Below are 13903 nucleotides of genomic sequence, written 5' to 3'. Positions count from 1 at the left end.
TTTGAAAGCCGCATGGGTGCGGGTGAGCGCTGATCTCACCCGGCGAGTGACTTCTAGGAAAGAGCGGAGATGATCGCGTGGGCGACCCGCCACGCGATCAGGCCCACGATCGTCCACAAGGCGAGTGAGAGTCCGATGGCGATGATGAGCCCGCGCGTGATCGACGCAGCGTTCTCGCGCTCCTTGATGAGGTCGCGTCCACCGGGAGAGTTATCGTCGGGCATCGGGCCGCCTTTCTGTCGAATGAAAGACGGCGCCATAGAGCATTCATGACGTGAGACGGAAGAAACGAGGAACGCCCTCGTTATCTTTGGCTTGATCTGGGCCGGACGGGCCCCTTGCTAAAGATCTTCGCCGCACGCGTCATGATCCGCGCGGCCACGCGTCCTCTTGCCAGGAGGCCATTTCTCGCACTCCCTTCATGCGAATGACCTCCATCGAGTGTGCGGCGTGTGCTGTTCGGGATATGCGAGCACGCCTCGCGCTCCGTGCTGGTGGCGGCCGGGGGCGCCGCCACCAGCACCGCATGCCATGGTGTGGGCAGGTCCTCGAGGTCAGGCGCGGGCATCGAGTCCGCGCCTGGCGCACGGCCTGCCGCGCGGCACGCAGAAGGCCACCGCCCTGGTAGGGCGAGCGTCCCTGCTACGCGGGCACGTCCGGCACCCCTGCCAGGATCGGGTCGGGAGCCTCCGCGAGTTAGACGGCGGCGCCCACGACAGCGGCGATGGCCGAGGTGAAGAAGCCCAGGCCGTCGACGCCCGAACGCATCGCCGCAGAGGTACCCGGGCCGAAGCCCGGCTCGACCGCGTGCTCGGGGTGCGGCATGAGACCCACGACGTTGCCGCGGTCGTTGGTCAGGCCGGCGATGTCGTCGAGCGAGCCGTTGGGGTTCACCCCGACGTACCGGAAGGTCACGAGGCCCTCGCCGTTCACGCGCGCCAGGGTCTCGGCATCCGCGATGTATCCGCCGTCGGCGTTCTTCAGGGGGATGACGATCTCTTCGCCCTCGGCGAAGTCGCTGGTCCACGCGGTGGAGGCGTTCTCGACGCGCAGGCGCTGGTCGCGGCGGATGAACTGCTGGTGGGCGTTGCGGATCAGGCCCCCGGGCAGCAGGTGCGCCTCGACGAGCATCTGAAAGCCGTTGCAGATGCCGAGCACGGGCATGCCCTTGCCGGCCGCGTCCTTCACCTCGGCCATGATCGGCGCGAAGGCGGCGATCGCGCCGGCACGCAGGTAGTCGCCGTAGCTGAAGCCGCCGGGCAGGACCAGGGCGTCGACCCCCTTCAGGTCGTGCTCGCCGTGCCAGAGGGCGACGGGCTCGCCGCCCGCGAGACGGATGGCGCGCTGCGCGTCGCGGTCGTCGAGCGAACCGGGGAAGGTGATGACCCCGATGCGAGCGGTCACTCGACCACCTCGACGTTGACGACGTCTTCGATGACGGCGTTCGAGAGCATCTCGTCGGCGAGCTCGCGCGCCCGCGCGAGCGTGGCTTCGTCGACCTCGCCCTCGACGGTCAGTTCGAAGCGCTTGCCGATGCGCACGTCGGAGAAGCGGTGCTCGCCCAGACGCGACAGGGCGCCGGCCACGGCCTTTCCCTGCGGGTCGAGAAGCTCGGCCTTGGGCATGACGTCGACGACGATGGTGGGCACTGCAGCTCCAAGAGTCGGGTGGCGTTGTGAAGGCCAGTCTACGCGAGCGGCCGATGGCGCCCGCTACGGCGGACCGGGCCGAGGGGGCGGGGCTTCATAACGATCTCACAGCGTCCTCTTGACCGCGTGGGAGCGATCCCATAGCGTCATCCCCGATCGGTGAGAGCGCTCCCACGCGCGGTCGCAGGGAGCCCTCGCCAGCGCCGGTCAGCACCCACCACAAAGGAGTGATCTGTGAAAAATCGTGCCCTGCGCCGGGTGGCTCTCGTCGCCGCCGTCGCCTCGACCTCTGCCCTCGTCCTCGCCGGCTGCTCCGGCACCGGGGGTTCCGCTTCGGGCGGTGATGGTGACGTCACCCTCACCATCGCCACCTTCAACGACTTCGGTTACACCGACGCGCTCCTGCAGGAGTACATGGACGCGCACCCGAACGTAAAGATCGTGCACAACAAGGCCGCGACCAGCAACGAGGCCCGCGAGAACTACTTCCAGAAGCTGGGCAAGCCCGGCCTCGCCGACATCGAGGCCATCGAGGTCGACTGGCTACCCGAGGTCATGGAGTACGCCGACCTGCTGGCTCCGGTGCCCGACGACCTCAAGAGCCGGTGGCTCGACTACAAGGTCGAGGCCGCCACCAGCCCCGAGGGAAAGCTCGTCGGCTACGGCACCGACATCGGCCCCGAAGGCGTCTGCTATCGCTCCGACCTCTTCGCCGCGGCCGGCCTCCCGACCGACCGGGCCGAGGTCGCCAAGATGCTCCAGGGCGACTGGTCGACCTACTTCGCCGCGGGCGACACCTACGTCGCCGCGACCGGCAAGGCCTTCTTCGACTCCGCAGGCGGCACCTACCAGGGCGCGATCAACCAGGTCGAGGCCGCATACGAGAACCCCGACAACGGCGAGATCACCGCCACGAGCAACCCCGACGTGAAGAAGATCTACGACCAGGTCCTGAAGGCCAGCGCCACGCAGTCGGCGCACCTGGGCCAGTGGTCGGACGACTGGTTCGCGGGGCTCTCGAACGGCGCCTTCGCCACCATGCTCTGCCCCGGCTGGATGCTCGGCGTCATCGAGGGCAACGCCCCCGAGGTCAAGGGCTGGGACATCGCGAACGTCTTCCCCGGCGGCGCCGGCAACTGGGGCGGGTCGTACCTGACCGTCCCCGGTAACGGCAAGAACGTCGAAGCCGCCCAGGAGCTCGCCGACTGGCTGACCGACCCCGAGACCCAGGTGAAGGCGTTCGAGAACGCCGGGACCTTCCCGAGCCAGACCGACGCCCTCAAGGCGGACGCGCTGCTCGGCAACACGAACGAGTACTTCAACAACGCCCCCGTGGGCGAGATGCTCTCCGAGCGCGCGCAGGCCGTCAAGGTCTCGCCGTACAAGGGCACCTTCTACTTCCAGATCAACGACGCCATGCAGAAGGCGCTCACGCGAGTGGAAGACGGAACGCAGGATGCCGCCACCTCGTGGAAGCAGTGGGCGACCGAGGTCGACGCCCTGTCCTGACCTGACCTGTAGCGAGCGGATGCCGGGGCCCCGCGCCTCGAGCCCCGGCATCCGTCCCGCTCGTCTCGAGGAGGAGACACCACCGTGACAAGCACTCTCGAACGGCCCACGCGGCCGGCGCAGCCCCCGGCCGGGGACCGCCGGCCACGGCGCCTCGGCTTCGGTCAGCGCCGTAGCGCGTGGGACCTGAAGCTCTCGCCGTATCTCTACATCTCGCCGTTCTTCATCCTGTTCGCGATCACGGGTCTGTTCCCCATCGCCTACACCGCGGTGATCTCGTTCATGGACTGGGATCTGGTTCGCAACTCGGGCGAGTTCATCGGCTTCGACCAGTACGCCTGGGTGCTCTCGCAGCCCAAGTTCTGGATCGCCCTGCGCAACACCTTCAGCATCTTCCTGCTCTCGAGCGTCCCGCAGCTCATCCTCGCGATCTTCATCGCCGCGATGCTCGACCAAAACATCCGCGCCAAGACCTTCTGGCGCATGAGCGTGCTCGTGCCGTACGTGATGGCCCCCGTCGCCGTGGCCCTCATCTTCAGCAACATGTTCGGCGACCAGTACGGCGTGGTGAACACCACCCTGCAGAATCTCGGTCTTCCGGCCGTGCCGTGGCATTCCGACGCCTTCGCCAGCCACATCGCGATCGCGACGATGGTCAATTTCCGCTGGACCGGCTACAACACCCTCATCCTGCTCGCGGCGATGCAGGCCATTCCACGCGAGTACTACGAGGCCGCGACCGTCGACGGCGCCGGCAAGATCCGCCAGTTCTTCTCGATCACCCTGCCGAGCCTCAAACCGACCCTCGTCTTCGTCATCATCACCGCCACCATCGGCGGCCTGCAGATCTTCGACGAGCCGCGCATGTACGACCAGTACGGCACGGGCGGGGCGGACAACCAGTGGCTCACCGTGACCCTGTGGCTCTACAACGTCGGCTGGGGGGAGTGGAACTTCGGCCGCGCCGCGGCACTCGCGTGGATCCTCTTCCTGCTCATCCTCGCCATCGGCGCGATCAACCTGTTCGTCACGCGTTCGCTCGTGCGCGACGACGGTGGTCGCGGTGACACCCGTTCCCGTCGAGACGCCCGAGCGCAGGCGCGAGCGGCGAGAGCCCGAGTGAGGGCGGATGCCGATACCCCGGCGCCCCCGCGAGACACCGACGCGTCCCGAGGCGGCGCCGCACGACAGGAGACCCGCCGATGACCGCCGTGAGCCCCGCCCCCGTCCCGGTCGTCGATCCGAACGCCCCCGGCCCCGTCCGCCGCCGTACGCGCCCCGTGCGCGGCTCCCGCCCGGGCTGGATCGTCTACGCCGCTCTCGGCGCGGTGCTGCTGGCGAGCCTGTTCCCCTTCTACTGGTCGCTGCTGATCGGTTCGGGCGATTCATCGACGATCCGCGACGCGAATCGGTCGTGGATCCCCGGCGGCAACTTCTTCGCCAACGCCGCGTCCGTCATCGGCGACCCCGCGGTCAACTTCTGGCCGGCGCTGGTGAACTCGATCATCAGCTCGGGCCTGATCGCGGCATCCGTGGTCTTCTTCTCGACCCTCGCGGGGTGGGCGTTCGCGAAGCTGAAGTTCCGCGGCGGCCCGTGGTTGCTCGTCTTCGTCGTGGCGACCATGGCCGTGCCGACGCAGCTGGGCGTCGTGCCGCTGTACATCCTGTTCAGCGAGCTCGGGTGGACCGGCCAGCTCGGTGCCATCATCATCCCGGCTCTGACCAGCGCCTTCGGCGTCTTCTGGATGACGCAGTACCTGCGTCAGTCCGTGCCCGACGAGCTGATCGAGGCCGCGCGCGTGGATGGCGCGACCTCGTTCCGCACGTTCCTCACGGTGGGCGTCCCCGCCGCGCGCCCCGCTGCGGCGATGCTCGGGCTGTTCACCTTCGTGAGCGCGTGGAACAACTTCTTCTGGCCGTTCATCGTTCTCGACCGCCAGAACCCCACGCTGCCGGTGGCCCTGTCGCTCCTGCAGTCCAACTACTTCGTCGACTACTCGATCGTCCTCGCGGGCGTTCTGCTGTCGACGATCCCGCTGCTGCTGCTGTTCGTCTTCGCGGGCAAGCAGCTCGTCAGTGGCATCATGCAAGGGGCGGTCAAGGGATGACCCTCGCGCCCATGGAAGGAACCCGAACCATGTCCCACACCCGTTCGTTCCCCGACGGCTTCCTCTTCGGTGCCGCCACCGCGGCCTATCAGATCGAGGGGGCGGCCTTCGAAGACGGTCGCACGGCCTCGATCTGGGACGCGTTCAGCCGCGTGCCCGACGCCGTGATCAACGCCGACAACGGCGATGTCGCGTGCGACCACTACCACCGCTATGCCGACGACGTGCACCTCATGAAGAAGCTCGGACTGCAGACCTACCGCTTCTCGACGTCGTGGTCGCGCGTCCGCCCCGACGGCGGTGCCCTCAACGCGAAGGGCGTCGACTTCTACAAGCGCCTCGTCGACGAGCTGCTGGATGCCGGCATCCTGCCCTGGCTCACCCTGTATCACTGGGACCTCCCGCAGGCGCTGCAGGACACCGGCGGCTGGACCGTGCGCTCGACGAGCGAGAAGTTCACCGAGTACGCGCTCGACATGCACGACGCGCTCGGCGACCGCGTGAACGTGTGGACCACGCTCAACGAGCCGTGGTGCTCGTCGTTCCTCAGCTACACCGCGGGCATCCACGCACCCGGGCACTACTCCCAGGCCGAGGGCATGCTCGCCGCACACCACCTGCTGCTGGGACACGGTCAGACCGTTCGCGAGCTCCGTGCACGCGATTCCTCGCTGAACCTCGGGCTCACGCTCAACCTCACGGTGGCGGATGCCGTCGACCCGACGAACCCCGCCGACCTCGACGCCGCACGTCGCGTCGACGGACAGTTCAACCGCTGGTTCCTCGACCCCGTCTTCCGTGGCGAGTACCCCGCCGACATCATCAAGGACTTCCGCAAGACGGACGCCGAGGCGGTGGCGCGTTGGCAGGAGGCCGTGCAGCCCGGTGACCTCGACATCATCTCGACGCCCATCGACTCGCTCGGCGTGAACTACTACCACGGCGAGTTCGTCGGGGGTACTGCGCCCGAGATCGACCCGCCCGCGGGAGATGCTCCCACCTCGCGCCCGGTCGGCAAGCCCTTCCCCGCGCACGAGAACCTGTACTGGCACGATCGCGGTCTCGCTCGCACCAACATGCACTGGGAGGTGCAGCCCGAGGGGCTCACGCGTCTGCTCCAGCGGGTCAGCGAGGATTATGCGGCGGAGGCGGGCGTGGCCCTCTTCGTCACCGAGAACGGTGCATCGTTCGACGACGAGCTGAACACCGAGGGCGACGAGCCGCGCGTGCACGACGTCGAGCGCGTGGAGTTCGTCGAGGCGCACCTCGCGGCGGTTCTGGATGCCGTGGATGAAGGCGTCGACGTGCGCGGCTACTTCTACTGGTCGCTGATGGACAACTTCGAGTGGGCGTGGGGCTACGAGAAGCGTTTCGGGATCGTCTACGTCGACTACGCCACGCAGGAGCGCACGATCAAGGATTCGGGGCTCGCCTACGCGCGGGTGATCGCGGACCGCGCGCTGGAGCCGGTCGTCGTTCGCTGACGTCGGCCGCGAGGGCCCGGTCGCGCGCGTCTGCGGCCGGGCCTTCGCATAAGCGGCGTAAGGCGATGCGGCGGGCACGGGTGGCCGGCGTGCCGCGTGGGCCGCAGGGATCCGCGCCGGCGCCGGTGCGTTCCCCGGCGACACCGCAGTACGCTCGCATCAGCGCGGGGTGCATCCGGCCAGCCGAGCGCCGGAGAACGCGGCCGTCCTGAAGGAGGGGAGCGATGGATCTCGCATCCGTGCGGGGTGCCGCCACGATCGAAGAGGTCGCGGCGCGCGCCGGAGTCTCGCGCTCGACGGTGTCGCGAGTCGTCAACGGCTCCTCCGCCGTCTCGCCTTCCGCTCTCGAGGCCGTGCGCCGCGCGATCGACGAGCTGCAGTACGTGCCCAACCGTGCGGCACGCTCGCTCGCCAGCCGCCAGACCCGGGCGATCGCCCTGGTGATCCCCGAGCAGACCGACCGCTTCTTCGGCGACCCGTTCTTCGCCTCGATCGTCGCGGGGATCGGCGAGGTCATCGGCGAGTCCGACTACATCATGAACATGCTCATCGCGAGCGACGACGTCAGCGCCAAGGCGCTCGGGTACCTCCGTGGGGGAAGCGTCGACGGGGCGATCGTCGCCTCGCACCACACGAGCGACACCTTCCTCGACCGCGTCGCCGACGTCGTCCCCGTGGTCTACGGCGGACGCCCCGCGCGCATCCGCGCCGACGACTACTACGTCGACGTCGACAACGTCGAGGGTGGCCGGGTCGCCACCGCCTATCTGCTGGCGCGCGGTCACCGCCGTCTCGCCACGGTGTCGGGCCCGTCGGACATGCCCGCGGGCATCGACCGCCTCCAGGGCTTCCGCAACGCGATGGCGGAGGCGGGGCTGGAGCCCGTGGCGATCGAGAACGGGGACTTCACCGAGATGGGCGGGGCGCTGGCGATGAACCGCATCCTCTCGAACGGGGTCACCCCCGAGGCGGTCTTCGTCGCAAGCGATCTCATGGCCCGAGGCGTCTACACGGTGCTGCGCGACAAGGGAATCGAGCCGGGGCGCGACGTCGCCGTCATGGGCTTCGACGACTCGGCGGTGTCGACCGCCGTCACGCCGGCGCTGACCACGGTCCGGCAGCCGTCGCTGGCGCAGGGCCGGCACATGGCATCCGTGCTGCTGGACATCCTCGCCGGGCGTCCCGCGGCTCACGCGACGATCCTGCCGATCGAGGTCGTGCAGCGCGCCTCGGCCTGAGGCGGGTCAGGGACCGGCCGGCAGGCGCAGGTCGATCTCGTAGCCGCCGTCGGCCATGGGCCCGGCGCGGAACGAGCCCCCCAGCATGTGGGCGCGTTCCGAGAGCCCGAGGTGACCGAGGCGCGCCGTGGGAGCGGGGTCGGGGCGCGGGGCGGGGGAGGCGGCGTTGCGCAGGACCACCCGCACCCCACCGGTGTCGGTGCTCGTCGCGGTCACGGTCACGCGCGACCCGGGCGCGTGTTTTCGCACGTTCGTGAGCCCCTCTTGGATCGTGCGGTAGACCGCTCGCTGGGTCGCGGGTGCGAGCCCTTCGCGCAGGTCGATGCGGGCCTCGATATCAAGGTCGGCGGGGTGCAGGATCTCATCGAGGTGGCGCAGGGTCGGCTGGGGGCCGAGCGGTGCGGCCTCCGGTCCGTCGGCGCGGAGCACCAGCAGCATCTGACGCAGCTCGGCGAGGGTCGTGGAGGCGAGCGTACGGATCGTGTCGGCCGTCTCGACGACATCGGGATCGTCGGCGCGGACCATCAGGGCACCCGCCTGCACGGTGATGAGGCTCACCTGGTGCGAGACGACGTCGTGCATCTCCCGCGCGAGGTGGGCGCGCTCCTCCGCGACGGCCTCGCGGGCGACGCGGCGGTTCTCGTCGGCGCGGGCGCGGCGCAGCTCGTCGAGACTCGCCGTCAGCCTGCTCTGGTTGCGTCGGAGGCGGCCCAGCGCCACGGCGCCGCCCGAGGTCATCGTCGCGTAGACGATGGCGAGCACGTGGTCGTTGACCGAGGTGAAGGTGTCCCACGACAGGCCGAGTCCGAGGAAGGTGAGGGCGGACGCGACGACGAGCCAGGCCATTCCGGTCGCCGCGCTCGCGACGGTGTAGAGGGCGATCACCGACGCGATCGGTCCGCCGGTGAGGAAGAGGGCGGGAAGCGCCAGCGCCAGGGACAGCAGGGGGATCTTGCGGCGCAGCAGCAGGCCCGCGGCTCCGACCAGGGTCAGCACCAGCTCGAGCAGGTCGGTCGTGTAGAGACCGAGCACGCCGTCGAGGGCGGCCACGGCGACGAGGCCGAGATCGATCAGGACATCGCGGCGCCTCATCGTGCCTCCTCGTCGCGCAGCAGGCCCGCACGCTCCGCCACGAGAGCCGCCTGCACGCGCCCGTCGACGCCGAGCTTGCCGAGGATCGTGCTGATGTGCGCTTTCACGGTGGCGGGGCTCAGGAACATCTCGGCGCCGATCTGGATGTTCGACAGTCCGCGCCCCAGTTGCACGAGGATCTCGCGCTCGCGCGAGCTGAGCGCGTCGACCAGGTGGGTGTCGGCCGCGGGCTCGGGGCGCAGGTATCCGGCCACCACGGCGCGGCTGACGGTGGGCGAGAACACCACCCCACCGCCGTGGAGGGTGCGCACGAGCTGGGGGAGCTGACGCGGGTCGGTGTCTTTCACGAGGAACCCGGCCGCGCCCGCGTCGAGGGCCGACGCGATGTGATCGTCGGAGTCGAAGGTGGTCAGGATCGCCACCGTCACGTTCCACCCCGCCCGGCGGATGTCGCGGAGCACCTCGAGACCGTTTCGTCCCGGCATCCGGATGTCGAGCAGCACCACGTCGGGACGCGCCTCGGCGAGGACCTCCATCGCCTGGACGCCGTCGGCGGTCGCCACGACCTCGATGTCGTCGGCGGCGCTGAGGATGTGCGAGAAGCCGGAGCGGATGAGTGCCTCGTCGTCGATGACGGCGACACGGATGACCGGAGAGGCGATGGATGCCATGCGACCAGGCTAGGGACTCCGGGCGCCGTCGAGACAGGGGGCGCATCCGATGTACCCGACCGGACGCGGACGGTACCCGGTCAGCCCCCGGTCGCGGGCCCGGGCGTCGAACAGACTGGCTCCCGTCCCATCCTCTACCCAGGAGTTCTCGCCGTGTCCGTCCCCCTGCTCGTCGTCGGCTGCTCCCTGCTCGTCTGGGCGCTGTGGAGCCGCGTCTTCCGGAAGGCCACGGTCAACGGACCGATCGTGATGACCGCTCTCGGCCTGCTCGGGGGCGCGCTGCTACCGGTGCAGGGCGAGCTGTTCCTCGAGTCGAAGGCCACGCTCTTCTTCGCCGAGATCGTGCTGGCCTACCTGCTCTTCGTCGACGCGCTGGAGGTTCGCGGCTCCTTCCGCTCGCACTTCACCGGGGTGCCGGCGCGGCTGCTCGGCATCGGCCTGCCGCTGTCGCTCGTCCTCGTGCTGGCGGTCGGTCTGATCCTGCCGCTGGGGTTGTCGGTGGCGGTGATCCTGGCGATCGCGTGCATCTCGGTGCCCGCCGACTTCTCGCCCGAGACCTCGATCGTGCGCGACGACCGCGTTCCGGCGCGGGTACGGCGGTGGCTCAACGTCGAGAGCGGGTACAACGACGGTCTGGTCTCGCCGCTCCTGCTCGGTGCGGTGGCCTTCGCCTCCGCGGGGACGACGGGCGACGCCGGACGTGCGTTCGCGGTGGCCGCCCCCGCGGGGCTCATCGCGATCCTCGTCGGGGCTGCCGCGGGGGCCGCGATCGGGGGAGCGATGCGCTTCGCCGACGGGCGAGGATGGACCGAGCCCCAGAGCATGCGTATCGCCTTCATCGCCACGCCCCTGATCGTTTTCGGCCTCGCCGTCGCGTTGCAAGGCAACGGGTTCGTCGCCGTCTTCGTCGCGGGCGTCGCCCTGCGTCTCGCGCGCGGGGCGAGTGGCGTCCCCTCCGTCGAGATCTCTCTGCTGGACGACCTCTCGTGGCTGCTCAACCTGCTGTTGTGGTTGGCTTTCGGCTTCGCCTCGATCGTTCTGCTCAGCGAGACCTACGACTGGTGGCCCGCGATCGTCCTCGCTCTCGTGGCCCTGACGGTGGGGCGGTTCCTGCCCGTGCTGCTCGCGCTGATCGGCACCGAGGCCACCCGCAAGGAGCGGTTCTTCGTCGCCGCCATGGGTCCTCGGGGCGCGGCATCCATCGTCTTCGGTCTCATCGCCGCGAACGCCCTGCCCGGGGAAGAGGGGTTCCTCGTGCTGGCGGCGACCTGCATGGTCGTGCTCGGCAGCGTGGTGCTGCACGGCATCGCGGGACCGCTCCTGGTGCGCCGGTTCTGGCCCGGGCGGGTCGCCGCCGCCTGACCGGTCGGACCACCCGATCGGCCAGAGGAGGGGGCCGACCGGGCGATGCGGCGTCCCGGGGCATCTCGCGAGTATGGACAGGATGCCGGGGGTCGGCATGCGCACGCTCGGGGAGGACCGATGGTCGCGGTGATGGACAAGGCGCAGGCAGCGCCCGAGACGACGCCGGCGACGCGGCCCGTGAAACGCGTCCCGCGGTGGGATGTCCCCGGACTGCTCCGGCGTCGCACCGGGACGCTCGGGGTGACACTGGCGATCCTCGTGGTCAGCACCGTGACGATCGCAACGGAGAGCACCTTCGAGGCCGGTCCCTTCGACCTGCGCGACATGCTGCTCGCCCTGGTGCGGGTCGACGACCCGCTCGTGCTCGCCGTCACCGTGCTGTTGACCCTGGTGACGTGCGGCGCTGCGGAGGGGCTCCTGGGCACGCGACGTCTGCTCGCGGCGTTCGTGGGCGGCGGGCTCGTCGTCTGCGCGGTCGGCGAGGTTATCGGCTGGTTCGAGGACAACGTCATCCCCGAGGTCTCGCTGAACGTCACCCCCGACACGGGGGCACCGCCGATTGCGGCGCTGCTGTGCGTCGCGATCGCCGCGAGCTGTTTCGCCTCGCCGCTGTGGCGCCGGCGCATCCGCATCGGCGGCGTGGTCCTCGCCATGACCATGTTCCTCTACGCGGCCTCGGCGTCCGACCTCTACACGCTCATCGCCCTGCCCGTCGGCATGGCGGCCGGCCTCGTGCTCGGGGGGACGCGGGCCGTCGGCATTCCCCGCAGCTCCCTGCGCGAGAAGCGCGTGCTGCTGGCCGCGCTCACCGCCATCACCGCCATCGGGCCGGTCGTGGCCACCCTCTGGGGCTCGGGGGCGGGAGTGCTGTCGGTCTACAGCTGGCTGTCGTACGACCCGCTGAACGTGGCCGACGGCGTCGTCTGCGCGATCGGTTCGACCAACGCTCCCTGCCCGCCCTCCGCCTCGGTCTACGCCGAGCTTCAGCCCGCCTCGGGGTGGATCGCCGCGCTCCCGCAGCTGGTGCTGCTGATCGCCGCCTGGGGCGTGCTGCGCGGGCGCCGCGGCGCCCTGCACCTGGCCGTGGGGGTGAACGTCCTCACCTTCGCGGCGATGAGCATCCTGCTGCTGCTGAGCGAGACCGACACGCTCGAGCAGCTCGCGACGGTGCGTGCCGCGTACGACGTCGCCGACGTCTGGCAGACGGTCGTGGGCATGGTCGTCGGTGCCGCCCTTCCCCTGATGGTCGCCGTGCTTCTCGTGCGTTTCCGCGCCGCCGCGCAGATCCGATCGACCCCCGGGGTGCGCCGGATCTTCGTGCGCACGGTCGTCGTCGCGGCCCTGGGCTCGCTGGCGCTGGCGCTGGTCGGCATCCTGATGACGTCCGCCGAGTTCCGGCCGTGGCCGAACGTGACCACCGTGCTCGCCACTCTGCCCCTGCGTCTCGTCCCGCCGTCGCTTCTGCCGCCCGAGGCCCTCGTCTTCGTCCCGATGACCGGAGCCGCACAGGCGGCGTGGTACCTGCCGCCGCTGCTGTTCTGGCTGAGCGTCGTGGTCGCCGCCGTGCGCTTCGTGGTCCGCTCCGGCGCCGCCGAGACCGCACCCGATCGCGAGCGCGCGCGGGCTCTGCTCGCAGCGGGATCGGGGGACACCCTCGGGCACATGACCCTGTGGGAGGGGAACGTCTACTGGTTCGCCGCCGACGCGGAGGCGGCGATCGCCTACCGGGTTCGCGGCGGTTTCGCGGTGACGCTCGGGGGTGCCTTCGGCCCCGACCGGGACGACGCCTCCGTCGGCGCGGAGTTCGCCGCGTTCTGCGAGGAGCAGGGCTGGACGCCGGTGTTCTACAGCGTCGACGACGCCGAGCGCGAGCGGCTCGCCCCGCTGGGCTGGTCGTCGCTGCAGGTCGCCGAGGAGGCCTTCCTCGACCCGCGCAGCTGGACTCCCGCCGGCAAGAAGCGACAGGACGTCCGGACGGCCACCAACCGCGCGGCGCGAGAGGGACTGACCTCGCGTTGGGCCCGGTGGAGCGAGCTGTCGTTCTTCGATCGCGGCCAGATCCGCGACATCTCGGAGGCCTGGGTCTCGGACAAGACGATCCCCGAGATGGGTTTCACCCTCGGCTCGACCGACCAGCTCGACGACCCCGAGGTGCGCCTTCTCGTGGCGCGCGACGGATCGGGACGCATCACGGCTTTCACGAGCTGGATACCGATCCATCGCGACGGCACGATCGCCGGGTACGCCCTCGACGTCATGCGTCGGCGCGACGACGCGATGCCCGGGGTCATGGAGTTCCTCATCGGTCAGGCCGTCGAGCGGCTCCGTGAGGACGGCATGACGGTGATGAGCCTGTCGGGTTCGCCCCTGGCGCGGCACTCCACCGGGGACGACGCCGATCGCAGCGCCCTGGACCGCGGCCTCGACGTCATCAGCGCGCTCCTCGAGCCGGCGTACGGGTTCCGGTCGCTGGCGAACTTCAAGAAGAAGTTCCAGCCCGACTTCGCGCCTCTGTGGATGATCTACCCGGATGCCACGCAGATCCCGGCCATCGCGATCGCCCTCGTCCGCTGCTACATCCCCGGGCTCACACTGCGTTCGGCGGCGGAGATGGCCGCCTCGTTGCGCCGGCCGCGGGAGGCCGCGGGGCGCTGACGCGTCGGGCGGGGCGGAGTTTTGCGGTGTCACCAGAACCGGGGATGCCACAAAGGGTGCCGCGGGATTCGACACCAGCCTGGACGGGTCGTGCCCTCTTTCCGGTGGAGCTCGGTGGCGTCGGGGCGGGGA

12 protein-coding genes are annotated in these 13903 nt (G+C 69.9%); 7 read left to right on the top strand and 5 right to left on the bottom strand.

Annotation, left to right across the window (positions count from 1 at the left end):
* Window positions 1-53: 53 nt before the first annotated feature.
* The 3 genes from AB6V29_RS09190 to purS all read right to left on the bottom strand — a co-directional run bounded on the left by AB6V29_RS09190 (window position 54) and on the right by purS (window position 1649).
* Window positions 54-224: a hypothetical protein gene (locus AB6V29_RS09190; protein ID WP_369358156.1), complete on the bottom strand. Its 171-nt coding sequence runs from the start codon at window positions 222-224 to the stop codon at window positions 54-56.
* Window positions 225-696: 472 nt separating this feature from the next.
* Window positions 697-1404, bottom strand: a complete 708-nt coding sequence (gene purQ / locus AB6V29_RS09185) for a phosphoribosylformylglycinamidine synthase subunit PurQ (RefSeq protein WP_369358154.1) — start codon at window positions 1402-1404, stop codon at window positions 697-699.
* On the bottom strand, window positions 1401-1649 hold the full coding sequence (gene purS, locus AB6V29_RS09180; protein WP_210072513.1) for a phosphoribosylformylglycinamidine synthase subunit PurS: 249 nt from the start codon (window positions 1647-1649) through the stop codon (window positions 1401-1403). The genes purQ and purS overlap by 4 nt, the downstream gene beginning before the upstream one ends.
* 234 nt (window positions 1650-1883) lie before the next feature.
* On the opposite strand from purS, the gene AB6V29_RS09175 reads away from it, so the two are divergent.
* From AB6V29_RS09175 to AB6V29_RS09155, 5 genes are all read left to right on the top strand, one after another.
* Window positions 1884-3158 carry an extracellular solute-binding protein gene (locus tag AB6V29_RS09175; protein WP_369358152.1) on the top strand — a complete coding sequence of 425 codons (1275 nt, stop codon included), beginning with the start codon at window positions 1884-1886 and terminating at the stop codon, window positions 3156-3158.
* 84 nt (window positions 3159-3242) lie between these two features.
* The gene (locus AB6V29_RS09170) at window positions 3243-4364 is read left to right on the top strand and encodes a carbohydrate ABC transporter permease (RefSeq protein WP_369358150.1); all 1122 of its coding nucleotides are present in this window, start codon (window positions 3243-3245) and stop codon (window positions 4362-4364) included.
* Window positions 4361-5266, top strand: a complete 906-nt coding sequence (locus AB6V29_RS09165) for a carbohydrate ABC transporter permease (protein WP_369358148.1) — start codon at window positions 4361-4363, stop codon at window positions 5264-5266. The genes AB6V29_RS09170 and AB6V29_RS09165 overlap by 4 nt, the downstream gene beginning before the upstream one ends.
* A 29-nt stretch (window positions 5267-5295) precedes the next feature.
* Window positions 5296-6750 (top strand): GH1 family beta-glucosidase, encoded by a 1455-nt coding sequence (locus AB6V29_RS09160; protein WP_369358147.1) that lies wholly within the window; start codon window positions 5296-5298, stop codon window positions 6748-6750.
* 224 nt (window positions 6751-6974) lie between these two features.
* The gene (locus AB6V29_RS09155; protein WP_369358146.1) at window positions 6975-7988 is read left to right on the top strand and encodes a LacI family DNA-binding transcriptional regulator; all 1014 of its coding nucleotides are present in this window, start codon (window positions 6975-6977) and stop codon (window positions 7986-7988) included.
* A 6-nt stretch (window positions 7989-7994) separates the two neighbouring features.
* On the opposite strand, the gene AB6V29_RS09150 is transcribed toward AB6V29_RS09155, so the two are convergent.
* Both AB6V29_RS09150 and AB6V29_RS09145 read right to left on the bottom strand, forming a co-directional pair.
* The gene (locus AB6V29_RS09150; RefSeq protein ID WP_267789138.1) at window positions 7995-9080 is read right to left on the bottom strand and encodes a sensor histidine kinase; all 1086 of its coding nucleotides are present in this window, start codon (window positions 9078-9080) and stop codon (window positions 7995-7997) included.
* Window positions 9077-9751, bottom strand: coding sequence for a response regulator transcription factor (locus AB6V29_RS09145; protein ID WP_307314617.1), 675 nt, complete (start codon window positions 9749-9751; stop codon window positions 9077-9079). Before AB6V29_RS09145 ends, AB6V29_RS09150 begins: the two co-directional genes overlap by 4 nt.
* Before the next feature lie 153 nt (window positions 9752-9904).
* Here AB6V29_RS09145 and AB6V29_RS09140 point away from each other — a divergent pair, with 153 nt between their 5' ends.
* Window positions 9905-11113, top strand: coding sequence for a cation:proton antiporter (locus AB6V29_RS09140; RefSeq protein WP_369358144.1), 1209 nt, complete (start codon window positions 9905-9907; stop codon window positions 11111-11113).
* A gap of 120 nt (window positions 11114-11233) precedes the next feature.
* Entirely contained in the window at window positions 11234-13771 is a 2538-nt protein-coding gene (locus tag AB6V29_RS09135) for a bifunctional lysylphosphatidylglycerol flippase/synthetase MprF (protein WP_369358142.1), read from the top strand.
* Window positions 13772-13903: the final 132 nt, after the last annotated feature.

It is taken from the genome of Microbacterium sp. 20-116 (assembly GCF_041079415.1).
Lineage (GTDB): Bacteria > Actinomycetota > Actinomycetes > Actinomycetales > Microbacteriaceae > Microbacterium.
Note: the sequence above shows the minus strand (reverse complement) of the source record. Positions and strands in the feature narration are given on the sequence as shown.